The sequence below is a fragment of the Yersinia sp. 2466 StPb PI genome (assembly GCF_041538325.1).
Taxonomy (GTDB): domain Bacteria; phylum Pseudomonadota; class Gammaproteobacteria; order Enterobacterales; family Enterobacteriaceae; genus Yersinia; species Yersinia enterocolitica_E.
On record NZ_JAULSL010000001.1, the window covers coordinates 2,443,117 to 2,469,490 of the forward strand.

A 26,374-nucleotide genomic window follows, 5' to 3' on the forward strand; every position below is an offset into this window, starting at 1 on the left:
AGTGTATCGCGCTCACTGCATAGAGTGGCAGCGTGATGTATCAGCATTCTTATCGTCGGCCGGTGCTCACCGCCACAGGTATTTACTGAGCGTGGTCAGTGGATTAATGCTCGGGGTAGACCTTCTCTTTAAACTCACACAAGTCTTCAATAATGCACGAACCACAGCGCGGTTTACGGGCAATACAGGTATAGCGGCCATGCAGGATCAACCAGTGGTGGCAATCAAGCTTAAATTCAGCCGGAACCACCTTGAGTAGCTTGGCTTCAACCTGATCTACATTGCTACCGGGAGCAAAGCCAGTGCGATTACAGACACGGAATATATGGGTATCTACCGCGATTGTGGGCCAACCAAAGGCGGTGTTCAACACCACATTGGCCGTTTTACGCCCCACACCGGGCAGCGCTTCGAGTGCTGCTCTGTCTTCAGGCACCTCGCCATTATGTTTTTCCAGCAAAATACGGCAGGTTTTAATCACATTTTCAGCTTTGGTATTAAACAAGCCGATGGTCTTGATGTATGCCTTCAGGCCATCGACACCCAGGTCAAGCAGGGCTTGCGGGGTATTAGCCACCGGATAAAGTTTGGCAGTGGCTTTATTGACGCTGACATCGGTGGCTTGTGCCGAGAGCAATACCGAAATAAGCAGTTCAAAAGGTGAGGTGTAGACCAGTTCAGTGGTTGGATGTGGATTGTTGTCCCGCAGACGGGTCAGAATCGCGACACGTTTTTCTTTATTCATAAGGCTTTCCCGGCATCTCCATCCTGAAGTTGCGGCGCAGTTGCTACTACTTGTGCTTTGCGCGCTTTTATTTTTTCGTCAATGACATATTTACCGGCCAGCAGTAATCCCAAACCAATAAAGGCACCTGGCGGCAGCATTGCCAGCAGAAAAGGGCTATCCAGATGCAGAATTTCGATACGCAGCACTTTTGCCCAGTTACCTAACAGCATATCCGCGCCATCAAACAACGTACCGTTACCCAGGATTTCACGCAGTGATCCCAGTACAAATAACGCGCTGGTTGCCCCTAGCCCCATAGCCAAGCCATCGAGTGCCGATAACCCCACCGGATTCTTGGCCGCGTAAGCTTCCGCCCGGCCAATCACAATGCAGTTAGTAACAATCAATGGAATAAATATCCCGAGGGATTGATATAACCCAAAGGCATAAGCGTTAATCAGCATTTGCACGGTACTGACCACGGAAGCAATGATCATCACATAGATTGGAATACGAATTTCATTTGGCACCCAGCGGCGCAAAGCCGATACCGCGGTATTGGTACATACCAATACCAGCGTGGTAGCTAATCCCAAACCGAGGGCATTGGTGGCGGTAGAGGAGACCGCCAACAACGGACATAGTCCCAGTAGCTGCACTAGCGCTGAGTTATTCTTCCATAACCCCTGCGCTAACAGATTTTTTGCTTCACTCATTGCCGTTCTCCACAGACTGGCAGGCTATCAAGCCTTGCTGGCAAGGTTTCCAAATACAGCGTGGTGCTTTTCACCGCCCGCACCACTGCTCTTGGTGTAATGGTGGCGCCGGTAAATTGATCAAAGGTACCGCCATCTTTTTTTACGGCCCAGCGTTTATCTTGTTCACTTGCTACATGTTGGCCGCTGAAATGGCTAATCCAGTCAGAGATTCTAATATCAATTTTATCACCGAGACCGGGGGTTTCGTGATGTTCTATCACCCGACTGCCCAGCACATTACCGTGGAAATCTGCACCGACTAACAGTTGGATAGCGCCGGAATAACCATCGGGAGCGGTGGTTTCAATCGCGGCAGCCACGGGTTTATTCGCCAACCGGGCCAGATACAAGCGATGAGGCGACAGGTTACCCAACGCGGCATCAGTGACAACGTAACATTCTGCTTGCATATCGTTGTCATAATTTTCAGCCGGGACAACCTGATCCAGCAACGCTTTTTGTTGCAAAGCGGCTTGATGGGCGATGGTTGACTCTGTCAGTGAGTTAACCACCGCCGTCAATCCGGTAGCACCGGCGGCAAACAGCGCCAAAGTAATGCCGTGACGCTTCATGGTTTTTAGCATAACGGCTCCTTATTTACCGGCACGGTTGTGACCATAAACCCGAGGCTGGGTATAGTGGTCAATCAGTGGAACAGTAATATTGGCCAGCAGTACGGCAAAGGCAACCCCGTCAGGATAGCCACCATACACCCGAATTAACCACACCAGAATACCGATTAATGCGCCGAAAATCAGCCGGCCACGGGGCGTGGTGGAGGCACTGACCGGATCGGTGGCAATAAAGAACGCCCCCAACATGGTGGCACCGGAAAACAGGTGCAACATCGGCGGGGCAAAACTTTGCGGGGCAACTATCCAACTAATTGCGGCACAGCCAGCCAGTGCCAACAAGAAACTGACCGGAATGTGCCAATGAATCGCTTTACGCCATAGCAGCAATAAGCCGCCCGCCAGAAAACCGAGATTGATCCATTGCCAGCCTACCCCCGCCAGCGTTGCGGCAAAAATGGGCTGTTGCAGAATTTGATCTACGGGTTGTGAGCGTAGGGCGGTTTTAAAGCTATCAAGCGGTGTGGCCTGACTGACACCGTCATAACTCATCTGGAGTTGATGAATATCAGCGCCACTGTGGGTATATCCGGTAAAGATAATTAAAAGAGAGTCATAAAACCCCACCGGTGCAGCTTGTAATGGCAGCGGCGGTAACCAACTGGTCATTTGTACCGGGAATGAAATAAGCAGAACAACATAACCCACCATGGCCGGGTTGAACGGATTTTGTCCCAAACCACCATACAGTTGTTTAGCGATGACGATAGCAAACAGCGTACCCAACACAATCATCCACCAAGGGGCCAATGGGGGCAGGCTTATCCCCAGCAGTAAGCCGGTGAGCAGGGCGGAGTTATCTTGTAACCGCATCAATACGGGCTGTTTGCGTAACTGCAAAACGGCCCCTTCGGCTAGCATGGCGGTAACCATTGCCAGTGCTACCTGAATCAGGTTGCCATAACCAAAGAAGTAGGTCTGAGCAATAATGCCCGGAATGCAGGCCAGAATCACCAGCAGCATGATGCTACGGGTACTACGTTGATTGTGCGTAAAAGGGGAACTGGCTATTTGCAACCCTTTGTTCTGGGTCGATGCTGCTGGCCTGAATTTCATGAAATTACAACCATATGTCGAATGCTTAACAGAGTTCTTAAACGCAGTTATCGCGCTGGCAAGTCAATACTTGCGGGCATCGATACACTCAGCCGTCAGGGGGATAATATTTGTGCCGCATTCTACCCTATTCAGACAAAGTGTAATACGCCTTAATCATAGGGTTATTATCCATAATGTGTTGAAATATTAAGTAAGCTGCAGCATTTAATAAATCAGGCTAATCTAAAAATTTAACTTGCAATTTATATCGCGATGGTAACAAACATATAGCAAAAACGGGTTTTTGTGCGGCTTGTGGGTATTAGGCTTTGGTCTCAGATAAATAGATTTAACTCTTTGTTTTAATGGGTTTGTTTTTGTTTTATCTGTAGCTAATCAACTGTAAGTTAACGATTTATTAACTTGTGAAATTAGATTTGAGAAAAGCGTTGGCATAATGATAGATTAATGTAGTATGCACTGTAATTATATATTTAAAGAACAATAAGATGATAAACGAAGACATATTGTTTATAGAAGAATTAATTGAGTGGATTGAAATCAATTTAGAAAAGAGGCCCACACTGGACGATGTGGCGAAGATTTCTGGATATTCAAAATGGCATCTACAACGGAAATTTAAAAGTATTGTGGGGGTACAATTAGCCTCCTATATACGTGGCCGGGTACTGACTCGCGCAGCGGTTGCATTGCGCATTTCACGCCGTCCTATCATTGAAATCTCTGATGAGTTGGGTTTCGATTCGCAGCAAACCTTTACCCGTACATTTAAGAAGCGTTTTGGTGTTACCCCAAATAGTTTTCGTCAAATGGAACACTGGGATGTGCAAGGGATGATTCCCCGTTTCGGTTTTTGTGAAAATTACACCCCAGAAATCAAACGGATATCTTTACCACCGCGAGAATTGGTGGGCTTTACACGGCGGCTGGATTTTGACGAACACAACCATTGTAGTGGTCAACACTCCTCCTGTATGGCGATGAAAGATGAAATTCTGCTCGATTTCTTTAAGGAAGTTAATTTCTCATGCCAACGGGTGTACTCGCTGTTTTCTGCCAAAGAGTGTCAACAAGGGCAAAACAGTGTGAATTATTCGACTGCGATTGATAAAGACAAGCGGCATGAAATCCAGGGGCTGCGTGAGGTTGATCATATCTCTATTCCGGCGGGGGAGTTTCTCTCCATATCCCACCAAGGTAGTGCCAAAGAGTGTGTGAAATTCTCAATTTATTTGTTTAATGAAGTGCTGCCAAAATTACGCGAAGAGTTTGGTGGTGGTATCGAAATGGAAGTTATTGAGATAGACAGTTGTCACGCCGAATCAAAAATGCGTGATATCTCGGTGGTTTATAACTATCAGATGTTGACGAACTGATGTACTGCCGCAGTGGCAGTGCGTCAGTTCAGTGTGTTACCTCTTAATCTGGGTTAGCAGTTTGTGCGGCTTTCTTGGCTTTGACCCGGGCAATGGCGGCAGCTACAGCGGCTTTGCGTGGATCTTCTTCTGATTCTTCATGTTCATGCGTCGCAACCGCGGACTCAAGCTGTGCTTGTGCGGCTTTCTTGGCTTTGACCCGGGCAATGGCGGCAGCTACAGCGGCTTTGCGTGGATCTACTTCTGATTCTTCATGTTCATGCGTCACAACCGCGGACTCAAGCTGTGCTTGTGCGGCTTTCTTGGCTTTGACCCGGGCAATGGCGGCAGCTACAGCGGCTTTGCGTGGATCTTCTTCTGATTCTTCATGTTCATGCGTCGCAACCGCGGACTCAAGCTGTGCTTGTGCGGCTTTCTTGGCTTTGACCCGGGCAATGGCAGCAGCTACAGCGGCTTGGCGCGGATCTTCTTCTGATTCTTCATGTTCATGCGTCGCAACCGCGGACTCAAGCTGTGCTTGTGCGGCTTTCTTGGCTTTGACCCGGGCAATGGCGGCAGCTACAGCGGCTTTGCGTGGATCTACTTCTGATTCTTCATGTTCATGCGTCACAACCGCGGACTCAAGCTGTGCTTGTGCGGCTTTCTTGGCTTTGACCCGGGCAATGGCGGCAGCTACAGCGGCTTTGCGTGGATCTTCTTCTGATTCTTCATGTTCATGCGTCGCAACCGCGGACTCAAGCTGTGCTTGTGCGGCTTTCTTGGCTTTGACCCGGGCAATGGCAGCAGCTACAGCGGCTTGGCGCGGATCAACCGACGACGGTGTTGACTCATCGGAGGCGACAGTCAGCTGTTTTTCTGCCTGACGTGCTCTGGCCTGTGCTTTACGTGCTTCTCGAGCGGCAATAACGGCACTGTTATCCGGTGCTTGCCCTGCGATCACGCTGATAACCGCGTCGGCATTCTTATCCTGGCGAGCTAATCGACTGACAGCGGCTTCAACCTTTTGCTGGTCAGCATCAGTCAGCTTGACCGCGGCTTGTTTATGGCGCAGTTCACGCGCATGCTTTTCTCGTTCCAACCGCGCTTGTTTGGCCTCAAAACGTGCTTTGGCTTCCGCTGCTCGGGCATTTTCCTGATCGAGGGCGCGGATTTCTGCTTTTTCCTGACGGTAATACTGTACTAATGGGATATTGCTCGGGCATACATAGGCGCAAGCACCACATTCAATACAATCGAATAAGTTATGATTGCGCGCTTTCTCGTGTTCTTCACCTCGACTGAACCAATAGAGCTGTTGGGGCAATAAACCTGCTGGACAGGCATCAACACATAAGCCACAGCGAATACAAGCTTGTTCCGGTTCAGATAGCCCCATTTCGGCTTCGGTCGGCGCTAAAATACAGTTACTGATCTTAACGATCGGTACATCCAAACTTGGCAAGGTAAAGCCCATCAGCGGGCCACCCATGATCACCATCGGTTGGTGCTGAGGCTGAAATCCGGCCAGTTTCAACAAGTACAATACCGGTGTCCCAATTCTGGCCCAGAAATTGCCTGGGTTTGCTAATGCATCACCAGTGAGTGTCACGACTCGTTCAATTAATGGCTCATCGTCGATAATCGCTCGCTTAATGGCGACTACTGTACCCACGTTTTGCATCAATACCCCAATGGATGAGGAGTGCTTGCCGAAAGGCACCTCTTTACCAGTCAGGATTTTGGTGAGCTGCTTGGCACCCCCGGACGGATATTTAGTCGGTACAACCCGCAACTGGATCTCGTCATGGCCCTGTAATACATGTTGTAAAGCCGCAATGGCGGCGGGCTTATTATCTTCAATGCCAATCAACACCTGCTGTGGTTGCAGCAAATGTCTTAGAATATCAATACCGGCGACCAGTTCCTGCGCGTGCTCCTGCATTAACCGATCATCGGCAGTGATATAAGGCTCGCATTCAGCCGCATTGATAATCAGGGTGGTAACACTGTTCACGCCACCTTGTAATTTACTGGCGGTCGGAAAGCCTGCGCCGCCCAAACCGGCGATACCCGCTTGATGAATACGATCCAGTAACGCTGCGGTATCTCGCTGTAAATAGTCGGCCCACGGCTGTTGCTCACGCCAACGGTCTTCACCATCCGGGGTAATATGTACACACAACTCAGCCAACCCGGAGGGATGTGCAGTGGTATGCGGGGCAATAGCCGTAATAGTGCCAGAGGTGGGGGCATGTACTGGAACTGTGCGGCCACGGCCCACGGTCAGCGGCTGGCCCTTTAATACTTGTTCACCGGTTCTGACGCGCAGTTCACCTTCTGGCCCCAGATGTTGTTGCAACGGAATGATCATTTGCTCAGGCAAGGATGCGATGCGCATTGGCACCGTGCTGGATTGCAACTTCATTTCCGGTGGATGGATACCCCCGTCAAAATCCCAGATATTGTCGTGTTGGCGGGCAGTAAACAGCTTAAACATGTTGCTCCACATCTATCATTTTCACTGGAATCATCTGTGAGGCCACTAACTGGCTGGGAAGATTTTTGACCGGAATAGTGCTCAGATCCCACTTCCAGTTAGCGGTGGTGGTGGCAACCGGAATCATTTCAATACAGTCTGTCGGGCAAGGGGCAACACAAAGGTCGCAGCCAGTACACAGGTCTGGCAATACGGTATGCATAGCTCGGGTGGCACCCACAATGGCATCGACAGGGCAGGCCTGAATACATTTTGTGCACCCAATACAATTGGCTTCATCAATAAAGGCCACTTTACGCTGTGGATGAGCCGCCGCTTCGTCACCCTCTAGAGGTTGTGGTTCAACCGCCAGCAGTTCAGCCAGCTTAAGCATCACTTGTTCGCCACCCGGTGCGCACTTATTGATTTTCTCCCCCTGAGAGGATACAGCTTCTGCATAGGGCCGACAGCCAGGGTAGCCACATTGACCGCACTGGCTTTGCGGCAAGATTGCTTCTACTTGCTCAACCACGGGGTCTTGATCAACCTGAAAACGGCGAGCAGCAAAACCAAGCACCACGCCTGATATCAGCGCCAATGTACTTAATGCACCTACGGCAATCCATAACGACATCATTAGAACTTCACCAACCCGGTAAAGCCCATAAAGGCCAATGACATCAAACCTGCTGTAATCAGGGCGATAGAAGACCCGCGGAATGGCGCAGGAACGTCAGCCACCGCCAACCGTTCGCGAATAGCAGCGAATAACACCATTACCAGAGAGAAACCAGCTGCGGCACTGAAGCCATAAACCGCCGATTGCATAAAATTATGAGATTGATTGACATTAAGCAACGCGACACCCAACACAGCACAGTTAGTGGTGATCAGTGGCAGAAATATCCCCAGCAAACGATAAAGTGCCGGGCTGGTTTTGCGTACCACCAATTCGGTAAATTGCACCACGACGGCGATGACTAAAATAAAAGCCAATGTGCGTAAATACACCAAACCAAGCGGCAGCAAGATAAAGCTGTTTACCATCCAGGCGCAAACAGAGGCCAATGTTAGTACAAAGGTAGTTGCCAGCCCCATACCAATAGCGGTCTCCAGTTTTTTGGAGACCCCCATAAACGGGCACAGGCCAAGAAATTTGACCAGCACAAAGTTGTTTACCAATACAGTACCGACAAACAGGAGCAGGTATTCAGTCATTACGAAGCCTAAAAAAATAAAAGCCGCCTATTATCCAAAATTGGCGGCCTGACGACAACAGATGAAGTGCAGGGTTATTACGATTTACTGGCTATTTTAGGGGGAAAAGGTGCGCAATCCCATTAAAGTTCGGTAAAAGTATGCTTCACGCGTTGAGAACGTTTGATGTAAGGCACAAAAACAGCGGCGGCCAGCAAGGGCCATCCCAGAGTGCGTAAGGCAATATCATCACTGATCGGCGAGAAAGCAAAGGCCTTTAGTGCCAGTAGCACGGTTAACAATAACCAAAGAATAAACCATTTCGGTAGACGACGTGAGCGGCTGCAAAACAACCAGATGACCCATAATGTATAGGCCCACATCACCAAGGTTGTTATCACCGAGAAATACCATTGTAGGGTAAATGCCTGTGAGTTGGTCACCAGATACTCTCGTGACTCTGGGGTGAAGATGGCCATGGCATACAGTACTAGCATCAGGCTGGCGCTGAGCAGTGTGACGATCAAATAAGCCAGTGGGGCCAATAACCAGCCGCCAATGCGCTGATATTCCTGCGGTTGAGACATAGTGAACCTTAGTAATCTATTAATAAGGAGTGATAACCATCTGTCGCTATCACTTCTTTGTATGATGCTAGCTTAACCCGCAAATGTGTCCTTCGTCATCTATATCAATATGGTAATACGCCGGTTGGGTACCCAACCCTGGCATGGTCATGATATTTCCAGTGTAGATACGAACAAATCCGGCACCTGCCGACACGGCACAGGCCGTTACAGGCAATACAAAATCATGTGGGACGTTCTTCAGGCTGGCATCGGCACTGATAGACAGGGGTGTTTTGGCGATGCACAGCGGCAAATGGCCGAAACCTGCTGCGGTTATCTCATCAAGTTGTTGGCGCGCTTGAGGCGTAAATGTCACATCGTGGGCGCCATAACGCTGTGCCATAACCTGTAACTTGCTCTCCAGTGTGGCGCTGTCTGGATAGGGTAACGTCGGCTCAGCGCCCTGAGCGCAGGCAGTTATCACTTGTTGAGCCAGTGCGGTGGTCCCGGCACCTCCCAGGGCAAAAGCGTCACTGATTTCACAAGCAAGTGCGCCGGCAGATAAAGCATAGTCGGCTAAAAATCTCAATTCTTCGGGGCTGTCGTCGGGGAAGCGATTAACCGCAACCACCACCGGCAAACCGTAACTTTTCGCGTTATTGATGTGCCATTTCAGATTGGCGCAACCTTGATTGAGCAAGGGAATATTGCTATTGAGGATCTCGGCAGGTAGTGGCTGACCCGGCTTAATATCATACGCGCCACTATTGGCTTTCAGGCTACGCAGTGTCGCCACCAAAACCACACAAGCGGGGGCAATACCGGATTGGCGATACTTAATATTAAAGAATTTTTCCATCCCCATATCGGAACCAAAACCCGCTTCGGTTACCACATAATCCGCTAATTGTAAGCCCAACCGGTCTGCCAGAACCGATGAGTTGCCGTGGGCGATATTGGCAAAAGGGCCTGCATGGATCAGTACTGGGGTGTGTTCACTGGTTTGCATTAATGTTGGATGAATAGTCTCTTTCATTAGCACGGTCATGGCACCGGCGACGCCCAAATCTGTTGTGGTTATCGGTTCGCCGTGGGTGGAGTGAGCCAAAATAACCCGGCCAATGCGTTGTCGCATATCTTGCAGGTTTTCTGATAAGGCCAAGATAGCCATCAATTCAGATGCAGCGGCTATTTCTACATGGTCTGCCCGCTCCACACCGTGGGTACTTTCGCCGATCCCCACACGAATATGGCGTAGCGCCCGGTCGTTGTGATCAACCACGCGTGGCCAGAGGATCCGCTGCGGGTCAATATTCAGTAACGGTAATCCGGTTTGTTGACTAAACGCCAGCCCCAAGCGTTGCTCATGGTACAACCGCGCATCCAAAGCGGCGGCGGCCAGATTATGTGCAGCACTGATGGCATGGATATCACCGGTGAGATGCAGGTTCAGTTTCTCCATCGGTTGCACCTGTGAAGCACCGCCACCCGCAGCACCCCCTTTCACACCAAAGACCGGGCCAAGACTGGGTTGACGGATACAGGCAACACAACGGTGACCTAATCGGTTGATCCCCTGACTTAAGCCAATCGTTGTTACGGTTTTCCCTTCGCCTAACGGCGTTGGGGTGATACTGGAAACTAAAATCAGTTTGCCTTGCGCACGACCAGGCTGGATCGCCCGGATATCAACTTTTGCCATATGATGCCCATAAGGGATGACATCATCGGTGCTAACACCTAATTGCTGAGCAATATGCATGATTGGCAACATTGCTGGGTGACGAATAAAATCTGAATGAGGGGGGAGGTCATCGGCAGTCGAAGGCATTGTCGGTGTCATGGCGAGAAAAAGTCCTGTTATCAGTGATAAAACGGCGGCAGCCAACCACTATGGCTATAAATCACCGCAAAATTATCACATAAAGCGATGAATAATTGACGATACAAATCAATAAATGTGAAGTGACCGAGGTTAAGTGTCCTACCATAGATATTCTTAATATTGGCGGCCTAATATGTCTAATTTATATCGCTCCATTGTGAATTAAAATTCACAAACATAACGAAACTAAGGTGTTTTGAGTTATCAAAAGTTATAAATCCTTACGCGATATGAACGATATATAAAAACCATTCTATGATACCGGCGTTATATGTTTTTAGACTTGTTTTGGCGATTATCTGTTTCTTATGTTAACAGATGTTCCTAATAATTTAGGTAATCTACTCTATGGAAAACCACGTTCATTCCTCATTGGTCTGCGCTGCTCGATTACTCCGTCTGGCGGGGTTGAATTCAGACACTGTTGAGGATTTTAGCCACAAAAATGCTATCGGTTGTTGGACCATGGCCACACGTGCATCATTGCAGCGCTATTTAGCGCAATTTTCACATACCACAGCAGCTCGCTTCAAAATCATAAAAAAGTCATTAAATAATATTAAACCAGAACAATTGCCACTTGCCTTTCGCGATATGCAAGGCAAATTTATCTTATTGGCACGTATTAATGAAAAGCAGGTGCTACTGCAACATGCAGATAGCGGGAAGCCAGAAATAATAACTTATCAAGAGCTTACGTCGATTTGGAGTGGTGTCATCATTTGTTGTAGCCATTCGCGTTTCAATATTCGCTGGTTTGTTCCCGTATTACTGCGCCACCGTAAATCATTGATTCAGGTATTAGTATTATCAATGTTATTACAGTTTCTGGCCTTGATTTCTCCTCTTTTCTTTCAGGTTATTATGGATAAAGTGCTGGTCCATAATGCACTCACAACACTTGATGTGTTAATTATTGTGCTATTAGTCGTAGGCATATATGAAGTCGTATTAAAATTACTGCGAGAATATATTTTCACTCACACGACCACTCGGGTTGATATTTTATTGGGCGGCAAGCTATTTAACCACCTAATCAAATTACCACTAAGTTATTTTAAGCAACGCCATGTGGGCAATATTGTCGCTCGAGTGAAGGAGCTGGACAATATTAGAGAATTTATTACGGGATCCGCACTGACGCTATGTGTTGATGTGGTTTTTACCCTGGTGTTGTTTATTGTCATGTGGTGCATTTCACCACTACTGACGCTCATCATTTTAGGCACATTGCCGTTATATCTGTTATTAGCGGCGCTGACCACCCGGCCATTACAACAGAAAGTTGAAGTCCTGTGCGGTTGTGCCGCACAAAATGGGGCATTTTTAACTGAAACTGTCTCTGGCGTGGAAACGGTAAAAAGTCTGGCGCTGGAACCCCAAATGCATCAACGCTGGGAAACCCAAACACGTGATTATGCTGAAGCGAATTTTCAGGTACAAAACCTGCAAAATCTCAGTAGTCAGGCGGCTCAGTTATTGCAAAAACTGGCTGGTGCAGTGGTGATTGTGGTGGGTGCTTATCAAGTGATGTCGGTGCAGCTCAGTATCGGGCAACTGATCGCCTTTAACATGTTGGCGGTGCAGGCATTGATGCCAATGAGTAAGTTGGTTGATTTGTGGCAACAGAGCATCCGGGCCCAAGTGGGGCTAATGCTGATCTCTGACATTTTGAGCTTACCTGCGGAGCAGTCGGTGAGGGCGGTGCCACTTGACCACCCGATTCGAGGAGATATCACGTTGCAACAGGTGATTTTCCGTTATCGCGTCGATTTAAACCCGGTACTACAGGATTTTTCCTTATCTCTGCGTGCTGGCGAACATATCGGGCTGGTGGGGCCATCAGGCTCCGGTAAAAGTACCGTTGCCCGACTATTACAACGCCTCTATATCGCAGAGCAGGGTGTAATCAATATTGATGGCATCCCAATTGGAAATTTATCCCTCGACATGTTGCGGCGTCAGATAGGGGTTGTGATGCAGGAGAGTTATCTGTTTAACCGTACGGTACGGGAGAACATCGCCCATTCACGACCCACGGCATCATTGGATGAGGTGGTCAAGGCTGCATGTCTGGCGGGAGCCAACGCTTTTATACTCGCCTTGCCACTAGGTTATGACACCGTGCTGTCAGAGGGCGGTGCCTCGCTTTCTGGTGGTCAGCGTCAGCGTATTGCCATTGCCCGTACATTGCTGGCTAATCCCCGTATTTTGATTTTTGATGAAGCAACCAGTGCGTTAGATGACGAGTCGCAAGCGGAAGTACAGAAAAATATGGCCCGCATTATCGCCAATCGTACTGTCATCACTATTGCCCATCGCCTCTCGACGGTGCGACATTGCCATCGCATCGGTGTCATGACACAAGGCCGCATTACTGAGTTGGCTAACCATGATCAACTACTGGCGCTAAATGGCGTTTATGCCCGATTGTGGCAGCAACAGGCTGACTTCAGCCATGAGGAATCAAAATGAAGTTGATGCAATATTGGTATAGAACAGCATGGTTCAATGCCATAAAGAACCGTTGGCAACGCCATTTCTCGCCTCAGCGCACCCGTGATGAATATGATTTCCTGCCTGCCTATCTGGATATTGTGGAACGGCCAGTGGCACCACTGGCACGGCGCACCGCATGGTTTCTGGCACTGACACTGCTGCTGGCATTGGTATGGTCGATTGTTGGAAGGCTTGATATTCACGCATCCGCTAAGGGCAAAGTGATTGTTTCTGAACATTCGAAAGTGATCCAACCGCTAGAACCGGGGGTGGTGGTCGCAATTAAGGTGCGCGATGGTGACAAAGTTGAAGCCGGCCAGGTGTTGATTGAGTTAAATCCAATCGGCATTGATGCCGAGCTAGGTAATATCAATCAGCAATTAATGCATCGCTTACTGGAAGCTGCCCGTATGGCGGCGCTGCTGACAGTGAACCCCGCCGCGATGTTTACTCCTCCTGAAAGTAGCCCTGATGATTTGAACATCACCGCCAGGGCACTTTTGCACAAAGAAGTAAACGAGGTCAATGCAGAGTTATCGCGCCAGGAGAGTGAACAGGCGGTTAACCAGGCCCATATTCAAGCGGGTATGACTAATATTACGCACCAGAAAGTGTTAATGAAAAACATTCATCAACGGTTGCAGGCGTTACGAACACTCGCTAAATCCAAGTCAATCGCCGACGTGGAGTTATTGCTACAAGAGCGGGAATGGCTAAATGCCACGGCTGAAAGTAGCCGTTTGGACAATGAACAGGCTATCTTGCAGGCGAAAGCACACCACCTGTCACAAACCCGACTGCACTATTTAGCTGAAAAGAGGCGGAGCTACCAGGAACGATTAAATCAAGCTCATGAAGTTATCAACCAATTGCGACAAGAGCAGATCAAATTGCTAGAAAAGCAGCGCCAACAGACCTTACGCGCACCGGTTACCGGCGTGATTCAACAATTGGCGATTCATACTCTGGGCGGCGTGGTCACCACGGCTCAACCGTTAATGGTATTGGTGCCGGAAAGTTATCAGTTAGAACTCGATGTCATGATCCTCAATAAGGATGTGGGTTTTGTGCTGCCAGGGCAGGCGGTGGAGGTGAAAGTTGATAGCTTTCCTTATACCCGATTTGGCACGTTGTCGGGTGAAGTAAAGCATATTTCTCGTGATGCGATGGAGGACCAACAACAAGGCTTAGTGTTTCCGGCCCGGATCCGTCTGGACAGCGACAGGCTGAGCGTTGAAGGGAAGTCGGTGCGTTTATCCGCAGGTATGGCGGTCAGTGTAGAGATTAAAACCGGCCGGCGGCGGGTTATCGATTACTTACTCAGCCCATTACAAGAATACCAATCCGAAGCCATGAGGGAGCGTTGAGATGAAGAATTCAACATCAACGCAGGTCATCCAGCCATTGGCAGCACTGGCTCGGGCTGCTGCATGTTTTGATCTGGCGGTTGAGCCTGCGCAGTTGGCGCATCAACTCGGATTAGCGCCGGAAAAAATAGATTACATTGCGCTGTGTCGTGGTGCCGGTTGGATTGGTTTGCGGGCCAGAAAAGTCAGTCAGTCATATGACCGTTTGAAACATCTGGCGCTGCCTATCTTATTCAGTGATGAGAATCAGTGGTATGTACTACTGGCGCTGAATGATCAGGGTGCGGTGGTTTATTTTGCCGCCACGGGACAGCAGCAGCAAATAAGCCAGCAAGCACTGGCCTGCTTGTGGCGTGGTGACGCTATTTTATTGGCGAAAGCAGAGTTACAGGGACCGAAAAAAGCCTCTTTTGGCTTTGGTTGGTTTATTCCGGTTATTACTAAATATCGCCATCAATTACGTAATATCGTTTTAGTGTCACTGTTATTACAGGCTATTTTGCTGGTGACGCCAATGCTATTTGAAACGGTGATCGACAAAGTCTTAGTGAGCCGCGGCGTCGGGAGCTTAATGGTATTGGGCTGCGCCATGATAGCATTGGCAATTGCCGAACCCTGTTACACCTTCTTGCGTGGCTGGCTGTTCTCACATCTCTCCAGCCGAGTTGGTGCCGAACTTAACACCCGCCTTTATCGCCATTTACTGGGGTTGCCCCTGGCTTATTTTGGCGCACAGCAGACAGGGAAAACTATCGCCAAAGTACAAGAAATGGAGCAGATTCGCAGTTTTCTGACGGGGTCTGCATTAACCATGTTATTGGACCTGATCTTTGTTGGTACATTTATAATTGTGATGTTTTGTTATAGCAGCCAACTGACATGGATAGTTCTGTTCTCTCTGATCTGTTACCTCTTGTTTTGGTGGGCCATTGGCGGTGTTTTACGTCAGCGGGTTGAGCGTCAATATGAAGCCAGTGCAGATAATACGTCGTTTTTAACTGAAGCAATTAGCGGGTTGGAAACGATAAAAACCACTGCCACCGAAAGCCAGTTTAATCGTAGCTGGCAGCAGTCATTAGCCCGTTATGTGCGGGCATCATTTGCTGGCATGAGGATGGCAAATATTGCTGAGCAAGGTATTACACTTATCAATAAAGTCACCTCAGCCATAGTGTTGTGGTTTGGCGTTAAATTGGTATTGGCAGGGGGGTTAAGCCCAGGTCAATTCATTGCTTTTTCAATGTTTTCGGGTTACGTAACTCAACCCATTTTACGTTTGGCTCAGATATGGCAAGATTTCCACCATACGCAAGTCGCTCTGAAACGGATTGGTACCATTTTGGATTATCCAACCGAGCCGGGCTGCACCGGATTATCATCAAGTCATGGGTGCACCGGGCGGTTGACATTTAAACAGGTGCGTTTTCGCTATCGATCAGATACCACCGAAGTTTTACAAAATCTCAATTTAGATATTGCTGGTGGCGAGTTTATTGGCATTACCGGGCCATCCGGCTGTGGCAAATCAACGCTAACGAAGTTACTACAGCGGTTATATATTCCTCAACATGGGCAAATTCTGATAGATGGGCAGGACTTGGCGATTACAGATGCCACGGCATTACGTCGCCAAATGAGTGTGGTACTGCAAGATAGCATCTTGTTCTCTGGTAGCCTGCGGGACAACATCTGCCAGTGCCAGCCTAATGCTGATGATACCCTGGTTGAGTCGATTGCCCGGCAGGCGGGGGCGCATGATTTTATTATGGCTCTACCGCAGGGCTATCAAACCCAGGTGGGGGAAAAAGGGAGTATGCTGTCTGGCGGGCAGCGGCAGCGAGTTGCTCTGGCGAGGGCGCTAATGGCGGATCCTAAAATACTGATTCTTGATGAAGCCACCAGTGCTCTGGATTATGAATCTGAGGCGGCAATTATGCGCCAGTTACCAGAAATTATCCGTAATCGCACCGTCATCTGCATTGCTCATCGATTGAATACATTGCGCCAATGTCATCGTATTTTGGTATTAGGAAACGGGCAAGTATTGGAACAAGGCAGTCATCAGGCGCTACTTGCTCAGGAAGGAGCCTATGCACGGTTGTGGCGGTTACAAACTGAGTAATGCATCGCGCAGTGGGTTATTAATCTCGCTTAAAATAACGCTGGGTGAGAATCTCTCACCCAGCTATCACCAGCCATACAGTGCGTGATTACAACTTGTCACCGTTGGTTTTAATCACCCCTTGATACCAGAAGAAGCTTTTTTTACGCTGACGTGCCAGTTGTTTCTGATGGTCGACATAAACAAAACCATATTGCTTCTGGAAGCCATTCAACCAACTGAGTAGATCGATAAATGACCACGGATAGTAACCACGGACATCTGCACCTTGCTTGATGGCATCTTCAATTGCCACAATATGCTGACGCAGGTAATCAATCCGGTCATCATCAACCACTTCGCCCTCAATGATTGGGTCTTTAGCACCCAAGCCATTTTCAGTGATATAGATAGGGATGTCACCATAGCGCGCCTTGATATTCATGATACCTTCAGTAAGGCCCTGCGGGTAAATCTCCCAATCCCAGTCGGTATAAATCCCGTTAGGATTGCGGACAAATTTAAACAAATCTTTGAAGCCGAACTCATTCCCTTGTTGATGACCGGAACCTTTTTCACCTGAGGTGTTCATGGTCAGATGCGTTTCTTGGTTATTGGCAGCAATAGTTTCACGCTTATAGTAGTTCAACCCAATAAAGTCACAGATATTGTTACGTAACAGAGCATCATCATCGGGGGCGAATTGTGGAACACCCCAAATGGCCTGGGTCTGTGCCAGCAATTCAGCTGGATACTCACCTTTTAACACTGGATCATATAACCAATGGGTAAAGATCCCTTCAGCTAAGCGAAATGCGGCGATATCTTCGGCGGAATCACTCAGTGGCGTGTTGGTTTGCAGGACATTCACAAAACCTATTGTCCCGTCGATACCGCTGGCACGAAATGCTGCAACCGCTTTGGCGTGAGCGACAAAAACGTGATGGCAGGCTTGGATAGCACGGGCAGGATTCTGGACGCCCGGCGGATGACCGCCAGTAATATAGCCAAAACCAATAAAACAGATGGTCTCGTTGAACGTTGACCAGAGCTTGACCCGATCACCATAGTGCTGATAACACAAACGTGCATATTCTTCAAAAGCATCGGTGGTGCTGCGGGTTTCCCAACCCCCTTCATCTTGCAAGGCTTGTGGCAAATCCCAGTGATAGAGCGTAATCATCGGCTCGATGTTGTGTTCCAGCAATGCATCGATCAATTCACTGTAGAATTTAACTCCCGCGGCGTTCACCTCCCCACGGCCTGTTGGCAACAAACGCGGCCATGAAATTGAAAAACGATAACTTTTCATGCCCATCTCCGCCATCAGAGCTACATCTTCGCGGAAACGATGATAGTGGTCGACAGCAACATCACCATTGGTTCCCTGATAGGTGGTTCCGGGCAGATGTGCAAAAGTGTCCCAGATAGAAGGACCTTTACCATCAGTATCATAGGCACCTTCAACTTGATAAGCGGCGCTGGCGGCACCCCACAGGAAATTTTTCGGGAAAGCAGACATAAAATCACTCTCATGTAATGGATAAAAAGGGTGTTTGATAAAATCTCTATCCTCAGTGTATTAGGGAAAACGTTATTTATGCAACCGGTTTCTGTAACCGGTTTCTGCGATGCTAAATTGAGTGATTGACGGCAATAAAACGACAGCGATATACAAGACACCAATCACAAAACCGTAAACAGTGCCTAAACGAGGTGAAGACAAGATGGGTCATTGAATACCACTGTGTATATAATCAGTGTTTCGCAAATTAAGATTTTTTGTTGAAGAAGGAAGAATGATGATCACTCGGCTTGCTATCTCTGGCTACCGTTCGTTACGCGATGTGGTACTTGAATTGGGGCAATTGAATGTCATTACCGGCGCGAATGGCAGTGGCAAGTCCAGTCTTTATCGAGCGCTCCGGTTGCTGTCAGATATTGGTCAGGGGCAGGTTATCCAATCATTGGCGGCGGAGGGCGGTTTACAATCAACCCTCTGGGCGGGGCCCGCGTCGTTTTCCCAGTCGATGAAATCAGGAGAACAACCGATTGAAGGTACCACTCGCCATCATCCCGTGAGCCTCAAATTGGGCTTTGCTGGTGCGGACTATGGTTATGCTATCGATCTGGGTCTCCCCACACCGCGCAGGTCATTTTTTGCATTGGATCCTGAAATCAAGCTTGAAAGCCTGTGGTGTGGCGATACCCTGAACAATAATGCGCTTTTTGCTGAGCGGCGAGGCCCGCGGGTTCGCATCCGTGATGAGCGCGGAATTTGGCGCGAGTCATATCACGGGTTAGCGGCCTATGACAGTATGATGACCCACAGCACAGACCCCCGTGATGCCCCAGAGATTCTGCTTATGCGCGAACGGATGCGGGCCTGGCGTTTTTATGACAATCTGCGTACCGACCGTCATGCGCCAGCTCGCCAGCTTCAAGTGGGGACTTATACACCGGTACTGGCCAGTGATGGTGCGGACTTGGCCGCTGCGTTACAAACGATCAGAGAGATCGGGGATACCGATGCACTCACGCATACCATTACAGATGCTTTTCCCGGAACTACGTTGGCTATTGAACCCAATTTTGAGTTGCTGTTGTCACAGCAAGGTTTGTTAAGGCCACTCAAGGTTGCAGAGCTATCAGACGGTACCTTACGTTATTTATTGCTGGTGGCGGCATTGCTATCGCCACGACCTCCCGAAATGATGATCCTGAACGAACCCGAAATCAGCCTGCATGTTGATCTGTTAAAACCATTAGCGCGGTTGATTGGGCAGGCGGCACAACATACCCAGGTGATTGTGGTGTCCCATGCTGCTGAGCTGGTGGCGGCGCTACAGCAGGAAAGCCACTGTCGCCATATCTTGTTGGATAAACAGTTAAGTGAGACAACGATACAACAAGAGGCCACACCTCATTGGTTATGGGCAGCACGTTAGCGGCAGTGACGGCGATGTTGAAAACATATAGGGCTGTTAAGCTCCTCGACTGCTGACAAACTTCGACGACACGAGCTCTGGTGGGGAGAATAGGCAGAAGATATTGTATCCGTGGCAAGGATGGTGCGGTTCGAGCCTAAATAGGTGCTTATTATGCGCGGGGAAAATGACGTCTTTACGATCTGCTGGTTTTTCACCGTGGCGGACAGGTTGTCATTAAACTCAGGGGCCGTTAAGCCCCTGGATAGCATGTTTAAATCAATTGATTTATTTAAATCACTAAGTCTATTTAAATTACCAGGTCTATTTAAATCAACAAATTAAATAGCTGTATTAGCCTTAACTCAGCGATTTAGATGGTAATACACTTCGTTCCAGCGGATTTCATTTTTAAATGCAGGAAGTGTCGTATCATTGTCGATCAACAGGAATTCAATACCGTGCATCTCGGCATACAGGCGCAATTCATCCACCCCGACGGCTTGAGAGAATACCGTGTGGTGCGCGCCACCGGCGATAATCCAAGCTTCAGCAGCCGTTGCCAGCGACGGCTGAGCTTGCCAGATAGCACGGGCTACCGGCAGTTTAGGTAAGGGGTGCGGCTGTTCGACAGTATTGACGACGTTGACCAATAAGCGGAAACGGTTCCCCATGTCAATTAAACTGGCATTCAGTGCCGGGCCTGCCGGTGTAGAGAAGATCAAGCGCGCCGGATCGGCTTTACCACCGATACCTAAGTGTTGTACATCCAGCAACGGTTTCTCTTCTTTGGCGATAGAGGGACACACTTCCAGCATATGAGAGCCAACCACTAAATCATTGCCTGGTTGGAAGTTATAGGTGTAATCCTCCATAAACGAGGTGCCACCTTTCAGGCCAGTGCCCATTACTTTCAGAATGCGCAGCAACGCGGCAGTCTTCCAGTCACCTTCACCGCCAAAACCGTAACCTTGTTGCATCAGTCGTTGCACTGCCAGCCCCGGTAACTGCTTCAGGCCATACAGATTTTCAAAGTTAGTGGTAAAGGCTTTAAAACCGCCTTGTTCTAGAAAACGCTTCATGCCTAATTCAATACGGGCCGCATCCAGCAAATTTTCACGTTTATTGCCGTTCAGTTTTACCGCATCAGTGAAGCGGTAAGTGGCTTCATACTCTTCAACCAAGGTATCAATATCACCTTTGCTAACGGCATCCACCACCGTGACTAAATCACCGATCCCATAGGCATTAACTGAGTAACCAAACTGGATTTGAGCAGCCACTTTATCACCGTCGGTTACTGCCACTTCGCGCATGTTGTCGCCAAAACGTGCCACTTTAAGCTGTTGGCTTTCTTGTTTGGCTGCCGCTACTCGCATCCATTGACCAATACGTTGATGCGCTGCTTTATCCTGCCAATGACCGGTTATCACGCTGTGTTGTTGGCGCATCCGCGCGCCGATAAAGCCAAACTCGCGGCCACCATGGGCGGTTTGGTTCAGGTTCATAAAGTCCATATCCATGGTTTCCCACGGGATCTGCGCATTAAACTGAGTGTGGAATTGCAATAAAGGTTTATTCAGAATACTCAAACCACCAATCCACATTTTGGCGGGAGAGAAGGTGTGTAACCACGTCATTACCCCGATACAGGCGGTATCATAGTTCGCCTCACGGCACAGTGCAGTTATCTCATCCGGTGTGGTCACCAACGGTTTTAGTACCAGTTTTATTGGCAAGCCCGCTTCACTATTCAGGCTGTTAACCACCTGATGGGCATTATCCATAACTTGTTGCAGGGTTTTCGGGCCATACAGGTTCTGGCTACCAATGACAAACCACACTTCTGATTGCTTGAATACGTCCATCTGATACTCCGTTTAATAAATTGTTATAAAAAATATATTTATAAATCAGTTTGATCGCCAAGATCAGTGTGTCGTCTCGGTCATTGGCGCAGGTGTATCGGTTACTGGCATATAGTGTGGTTCTGCTGACAGACACCACTGTTGATAGCGCTGATAAAGTTGCTGATAGCGAGCAACCTGGCTGGCGTCAGGTGTCAGAGTGCGCTCAATCTTACAGGCCATCTGACGCTGCGCAGCAGGGACATCGCGATATATTCCTGCGGCCACGGCGGCAAAAATTGCCGCTCCCAGCGCGCAACATTGATCAGAGGCAACAATTTGCAGTGGTCGATTCATCACGTCGGCACAAACTTGCATGATAACCGGTGATTTACGCGCAATACCGCCCAATGCCAACACGTTCTCAACCGGAATATCCTGCTGTTCAAAACACTCCATGATAGCGCGCGCACCAAAAGCGGTTGCTGCGATAAAACCACCAAATAGAGTAGGGGCATCGGTTCCCAAATTCAGATCGGTAATAACCCCTTTTAAACGTTGATTAGCATTCGGCGTACGGCGACCATTAAACCAATCCAATACCACTGGCAAGTGATCCAGTGAAGGGTTCTTTGCCCATTCAGCGGTGAGTGACGCGAGGAGGGTAGATTCAATCTGCTTTAACTGGGGTTGCAATTCGGGTTGTGCCAAGGCGGCCTGACGTAATGGCCAACTCAGTAAACGACTGAACCAGGCATACATGTCACCAAAAGCTGACTGACCTGCCTCCATACCAATCCAGCCGGGTACCACACTGCCTTCAACCTGACCGCAAATACCGGCAATGGCGCGCTCACCCACCAACTTGTCATCGGCAATCAGAATATCGCAAGTGGAGGTACCAATAACTTTGACCAAGGTATAAGGTTGAGCACCTGCGCCCACGGCACCCATATGGCAATCAAACGCGCCACCAGAGAGCACAACACCGGTCGGTAGCCCCAAACGCTCAGCCCATGCGGTAGTAATTAAACCCACCGGCCGTTCAGCCGTGTAGGTATCAGTAAACATAGGGTATGTAAGGTCGTCTACCAGACGGGTATCCAGTGCCGCCAGGAATTCACGCGGTGGCAATCCCCCCCATGATGGGTGCCATAAGCTTTTATGGCCCGCGCTGCATCGCCCCCGTTGAATATCCTGTGGGGCGGTGGTGCCGGATAACAGTGCCGGTACCCAATCACACAACTCAATCCACGACACCGCTGCATCACGCACGGCGGCATCGGCGCGTGTCACGTGCAGGATTTTTGCCCAGAACCATTCAGAAGAGTAGACACCGCCAATATAGCGGGAATAGTCGGCAAATTCGCCACTGCGACATAAGCGATTAATCTCTTCCGCTTCTTCTATAGCCGTATGGTCTTTCCACAGCACAAACATCGCATTGGGATTATCTGCAAATTCAGGGCGCAGTGCCAATACCTGTCCTTGCTCATCAATCGGCGCGGGTGTTGAGCCCGTGGAGTCAACACCAATCCCGACGATTTGCAGGCGCTGCTCTTCTGACAGGCGGCTGACGACCTGACGGATCGCCTGTTCCATGGCTTCTATATAGTCCAGTGGATGATGGCGAAACTGATTTTGTGCGGCCTGACAATAAAGGCCCTGCTGCCAGCGAGGGTAGTAGACAACTTCGGTATCGATCTCGGTGCCATGTTGACAATCTACCGCCAATACCCGGACGGAATCGCTGCCAAAATCTAATCCGAGCGCTATAGCTTTATTGGTTAATAAAGGACGGTCCGCCGATACAACGCTGGTTGTCATAGTGGTTGCTCCTAACATTTGCAGAAAACAGGAATTCATTGCCAATAACCATAGGAGTGAGTGACAGCAAGATGTGAGGAGCCGATGGCTGGAAGTATGTACTTTTCTGCTTCCTACAGTGTTTTTGTGATGTCAGTCAAAAGTTAGAGAGAGGTTAAATTTGCTGAATATATGGATAAATAAACTGTAATCCCTGGATGTGATAGCGCTCTACATTCTAAAGCATAATTAACGTTAAAACTGTCAGCGTCTTACCGGGTGTGGTGAGGTTAAGTGGCTTTCAATAAAGCATTCAACCGCACTAAAACTGAAAAATAACATTGATAACGTTTCCACTAAAAATCAGATGATTTGGGTGGTTGACGATTAAATAAACAAAAATCATCTCTTCCTACAAAAATAGTTCGGAGAACACTATGCATAAATTAACTAAGGCGCTGGCAGTCGTTGGGTTAGCGGCAGTTATGTCACATTCAGCTATTGCCGAAAGCATGAAGTTGGGTTTTCTGGTAAAGCAGCCTGAAGAACCTTGGTTCCAGACCGAATGGAAGTTTGCAGATAAAGCAGGGAAAGATTTAGGTTTTGAAGTGATAAAAATTGCAGTGCCCGATGGTGAGAAAACCTTGAATGCTATCGATAGCCTTGCCGCCAGTGGTGCGAAAGGCTTTGTTATCTGTACACCAGACCCGAAACTGGGGCCGGCCATCGAGGCGAAGGCGCGCAGTTATAACCTGAAAGTGATCGCAGTAGACGACCAATTTGTGAATGCCAAAGGCAAACCGATGGAAAGTGTTCCATTAGTCATGATGGCGGCGACCAAAATTGGTGAGCGTCAAGGACAGGAACTGTGGAAAGAGATGAGTAAACGCGGCTGGCAACCGGGTGAAACGGCGGTAATGGCGATCACTTCTGATGAACTGGACACGGCTCGCCGACGTACCAGTGGGTCAATGGACGCGCTGAAAGCCGCAGGGTTCCCAGAAAAGCAAATCTATAAAGTACCGACCAAATCCAATGATATCCCTGGGGCATTTGATGCCGCCAACTCCATGTTAGTCCAGCATCCTGAAGTAAAAAACTGGCTGATTGTCGGCATGAATGACAACACCGTGTTGGGTGGTGTCCGGGCGACAGAAGGTCAGGGCTTTAAAGCACCCAATGTGATTGGCATTGGTATCAATGGCGTTGATGCAGTCAGTGAACTGTCCAAAGGCCAGGCTACCGGTTTCTATGGCTCTCTGTTACCAAGCCCGGATATTCATGGTTATAAGAGTATCCAGATGCTGAATGACTGGGTGACCAAAGGTGTTGAACCACCGAAATTTACTGAAGTGACTGATGTGGTGCTGATCACCCGGGATAACTTCAAAGTCGAGTTAGAGAAGAAAGGCTTGATGTAATTCCGTTATACCCAACGTCATGGGCGTGGCGGCTAACCCTCTGGCCGCGTCAAATTCGAAGGGTATACACGCTATGGCGCACGGGGGCAGGCTACGGCTTGCCCCAATGGACCACACAGACGGGTGGTACCGTGCGACCCAAACTTTATAAGGAAGCCATCATGTCAGCACTCCATTCTGCGTTACAAGCCGAGCTGGAAGCCGAACAGTCACCTTATCTGGCTTTTTGTGGCATTGGAAAAAGTTTCCCCGGTGTTCAAGCGCTGGATGATATCAGTTTTACCTGTCAGGCCGGTCAAATCCATGCCCTGATGGGAGAGAATGGCGCGGGGAAATCAACCTTGTTGAAAATTCTCAGCGGTAACTACTCACCGACTCAGGGTGAAATTCACATTAAGGGCAAAGGGGTTAATTTTGCCAATACCACCGATGCGCTTGATGCCGGTGTCGCGATCATTTATCAGGAACTGCATTTGGTGCCGGAAATGACGGTGGCAGAAAATATCTATCTGGGCCAATTACCTACCAAGATGGGCATGGTTGATCGCAAATTATTGCGCTATGAATCCAGTTTGCAGCTCTCACATTTGGGGCTGGACATCTCCCCCGATACCCCACTGAAATATCTCTCCATCGGCCAATGGCAGATGGTGGAAATTGCCAAAGCGCTGGCCCGTAATGCCAAAATCATTGCTTTTGATGAGCCGACCAGTTCGCTCTCTGCCAGAGAGATAGAACAACTGTTCCGGGTGATCCGTGAATTACGCGCCGAAGGGCGGGTCATTTTGTATGTATCACACCGGATGGAAGAAATCTTTGCACTGAGTGATGCCATTACGGTGTTTAAAGATGGCCGGTATGTGCGCACGTTTGACGATATGACCCAGGTGAATAACGACTCGCTGGTACAAGCCATGGTTGGGCGCAATTTGGGTGATATTTATGGTTATCAACCGCGTGAAATAGGGCCAGAGCGTCTTACATTGCAAGAGGTGAAGGCGATTGGGGTGAAATCGCCAATAAGTCTGACCGTCCATCAAGGGGAGATTGTTGGCCTGTTTGGTTTGGTGGGGGCGGGGCGCAGTGAATTACTGAAAGGGTTGTTTGGTGGCACCAGGCTTAGCAGTGGTCAGGTTTTGCTGGATGGCAAGCCACTGACGATTCGTTCACCCATCGATGCCATCACCGCCGGGATCATGTTATGCCCGGAAGACCGTAAAGCAGATGGCATTATTCCGGTTCATTCGGTACAGGACAATATCAATATCAGTGCACGGCGCAAAACACTGACGGCTGGCTGTTTGATCAACAACCGCTGGGAGCAGGAGAATGCGGCACTGCGTATTCAGTCTTTGAATATCAAAACACCCAGCCCTCAACAACTGATTATGAATTTGTCCGGCGGCAACCAGCAGAAAGCCATTTTGGGCCGTTGGTTATCCGAAGATATGAAAGTGATCCTGTTGGATGAGCCAACTCGAGGTATCGACGTTGGGGCTAAACATGAAATCTATAACGTGATTTATCAACTGGCAAAACAGGGTATTGCGGTGCTGTTTGCGTCCAGTGATTTGCCAGAAGTTCTTGGGCTGGCTGACCGAATCGTGGTGATGCGGGAAGGGGCAATCTCTGGTGAGTTAGACCACGGTTCTGCCACTGAAGAACAGGCGTTAAGTCTGGCGATGCTACGCACCCCGAATATTGCTACTGATGCCGCGCCTGCGGTTGCTTGATTGTGAAGGAGTTAT

General features: G+C 49.0%; 19 protein-coding genes. 7 read left to right on the forward strand and 12 right to left on the reverse strand.

The features are described 5' to 3' along the window. Positions 1 to 103 precede the first annotated feature (103 nt). From nth to rsxD, 4 genes are read right to left on the reverse strand one after another with little or no spacing between them, the layout of a single operon-like run. Positions 104 to 745: an endonuclease III gene (nth, locus tag Q2T72_RS11060; RefSeq protein WP_372558991.1), complete on the reverse strand. Its 642-nt coding sequence runs from the start codon at positions 743 to 745 to the stop codon at positions 104 to 106. Further along, the gene (locus tag Q2T72_RS11065; RefSeq protein ID WP_083158885.1) at positions 742 to 1,443 is read right to left on the reverse strand and encodes an electron transport complex subunit E; all 702 of its coding nucleotides are present in this window, start codon (positions 1,441 to 1,443) and stop codon (positions 742 to 744) included. The genes nth and Q2T72_RS11065 overlap by 4 nt, the downstream gene beginning before the upstream one ends. Next, entirely contained in the window at positions 1,440 to 2,069 is a 630-nt protein-coding gene (rsxG, locus tag Q2T72_RS11070) for an electron transport complex subunit RsxG (RefSeq protein WP_372569166.1), read from the reverse strand. The genes Q2T72_RS11065 and rsxG overlap by 4 nt, the downstream gene beginning before the upstream one ends. A gap of 9 nt (positions 2,070 to 2,078) precedes the next feature. After that, positions 2,079 to 3,173 (reverse strand): electron transport complex subunit RsxD, encoded by a 1,095-nt coding sequence (rsxD, locus tag Q2T72_RS11075; RefSeq protein WP_193784661.1) that lies wholly within the window; start codon positions 3,171 to 3,173, stop codon positions 2,079 to 2,081. 491 nt (positions 3,174 to 3,664) lie between these two features. Here rsxD and Q2T72_RS11080 point away from each other — a divergent pair, with 491 nt between their 5' ends. Continuing rightward, positions 3,665 to 4,552 carry a helix-turn-helix domain-containing protein gene (locus Q2T72_RS11080; protein ID WP_083158883.1) on the forward strand — a complete coding sequence of 296 codons (888 nt, stop codon included), beginning with the start codon at positions 3,665 to 3,667 and terminating at the stop codon, positions 4,550 to 4,552. A gap of 43 nt (positions 4,553 to 4,595) precedes the next feature. Here the strand turns inward: Q2T72_RS11080 and rsxC are convergent, their stop codons facing one another. From rsxC to Q2T72_RS11105, 5 genes are all read right to left on the reverse strand, one after another. Next, the gene (gene rsxC / locus Q2T72_RS11085) at positions 4,596 to 7,028 is read right to left on the reverse strand and encodes an electron transport complex subunit RsxC (protein WP_372569167.1); all 2,433 of its coding nucleotides are present in this window, start codon (positions 7,026 to 7,028) and stop codon (positions 4,596 to 4,598) included. After that, positions 7,021 to 7,644 carry an electron transport complex subunit RsxB gene (rsxB, locus tag Q2T72_RS11090; protein ID WP_083158881.1) on the reverse strand — a complete coding sequence of 208 codons (624 nt, stop codon included), beginning with the start codon at positions 7,642 to 7,644 and terminating at the stop codon, positions 7,021 to 7,023. Before rsxB ends, rsxC begins: the two co-directional genes overlap by 8 nt. Next, a complete protein-coding gene (rsxA, locus tag Q2T72_RS11095; RefSeq protein WP_013649928.1) occupies positions 7,644 to 8,225 on the reverse strand; it encodes an electron transport complex subunit RsxA in 582 nt (193 codons plus the stop codon). The genes rsxB and rsxA overlap by 1 nt, the downstream gene beginning before the upstream one ends. A gap of 122 nt (positions 8,226 to 8,347) precedes the next feature. Further along, positions 8,348 to 8,791: a DUF2569 domain-containing protein gene (locus Q2T72_RS11100; RefSeq protein WP_372558995.1), complete on the reverse strand. Its 444-nt coding sequence runs from the start codon at positions 8,789 to 8,791 to the stop codon at positions 8,348 to 8,350. Positions 8,792 to 8,858: 67 nt separating this feature from the next. After that, on the reverse strand, positions 8,859 to 10,616 hold the full coding sequence (locus Q2T72_RS11105) for a formate--tetrahydrofolate ligase (protein ID WP_083158879.1): 1,758 nt from the start codon (positions 10,614 to 10,616) through the stop codon (positions 8,859 to 8,861). 390 nt (positions 10,617 to 11,006) lie between these two features. Here Q2T72_RS11105 and Q2T72_RS11110 point away from each other — a divergent pair, with 390 nt between their 5' ends. Genes Q2T72_RS11110 through Q2T72_RS11120 form a run of 3 tightly spaced genes read left to right on the forward strand, consistent with a single transcriptional unit; the run spans position 11,007 to position 16,646 of the window. Continuing rightward, entirely contained in the window at positions 11,007 to 13,133 is a 2,127-nt protein-coding gene (locus tag Q2T72_RS11110; RefSeq protein WP_372569168.1) for a peptidase domain-containing ABC transporter, read from the forward strand. Then, positions 13,130 to 14,524: an HlyD family type I secretion periplasmic adaptor subunit gene (locus tag Q2T72_RS11115; RefSeq protein ID WP_372569169.1), complete on the forward strand. Its 1,395-nt coding sequence runs from the start codon at positions 13,130 to 13,132 to the stop codon at positions 14,522 to 14,524. Before Q2T72_RS11110 ends, Q2T72_RS11115 begins: the two co-directional genes overlap by 4 nt. 1 nt (position 14,525) lies before the next feature. Next, the gene (locus Q2T72_RS11120) at positions 14,526 to 16,646 is read left to right on the forward strand and encodes a type I secretion system permease/ATPase (protein ID WP_372569170.1); all 2,121 of its coding nucleotides are present in this window, start codon (positions 14,526 to 14,528) and stop codon (positions 16,644 to 16,646) included. Between the two features lie 88 nt (positions 16,647 to 16,734). Here the strand turns inward: Q2T72_RS11120 and Q2T72_RS11125 are convergent, their stop codons facing one another. Then, entirely contained in the window at positions 16,735 to 18,147 is a 1,413-nt protein-coding gene (locus tag Q2T72_RS11125) for a GH1 family beta-glucosidase (protein WP_083158875.1), read from the reverse strand. Positions 18,148 to 18,427: 280 nt separating this feature from the next. Between Q2T72_RS11125 and Q2T72_RS11130 the strand changes: the two genes are divergently transcribed. Next, positions 18,428 to 19,573, forward strand: a complete 1,146-nt coding sequence (locus tag Q2T72_RS11130) for an AAA family ATPase (protein WP_083158874.1) — start codon at positions 18,428 to 18,430, stop codon at positions 19,571 to 19,573. A gap of 344 nt (positions 19,574 to 19,917) precedes the next feature. Here the strand turns inward: Q2T72_RS11130 and araA are convergent, their stop codons facing one another. Together araA and Q2T72_RS11140 are read right to left on the reverse strand one after the other, a co-directional pair. After that, positions 19,918 to 21,420: an L-arabinose isomerase gene (araA, locus tag Q2T72_RS11135; protein ID WP_372569171.1), complete on the reverse strand. Its 1,503-nt coding sequence runs from the start codon at positions 21,418 to 21,420 to the stop codon at positions 19,918 to 19,920. A 63-nt stretch (positions 21,421 to 21,483) separates the two neighbouring features. Further along, on the reverse strand, positions 21,484 to 23,226 hold the full coding sequence (locus Q2T72_RS11140) for a ribulokinase (RefSeq protein WP_372569172.1): 1,743 nt from the start codon (positions 23,224 to 23,226) through the stop codon (positions 21,484 to 21,486). A gap of 416 nt (positions 23,227 to 23,642) precedes the next feature. On the opposite strand from Q2T72_RS11140, the gene Q2T72_RS11145 reads away from it, so the two are divergent. Continuing rightward, positions 23,643 to 24,626 (forward strand): arabinose ABC transporter substrate-binding protein, encoded by a 984-nt coding sequence (locus tag Q2T72_RS11145; protein WP_083158872.1) that lies wholly within the window; start codon positions 23,643 to 23,645, stop codon positions 24,624 to 24,626. Positions 24,627 to 24,787: 161 nt separating this feature from the next. Then, positions 24,788 to 26,359 (forward strand): L-arabinose ABC transporter ATP-binding protein AraG, encoded by a 1,572-nt coding sequence (gene araG / locus Q2T72_RS11150; protein WP_372569173.1) that lies wholly within the window; start codon positions 24,788 to 24,790, stop codon positions 26,357 to 26,359. Positions 26,360 to 26,374 lie beyond the last annotated feature (15 nt).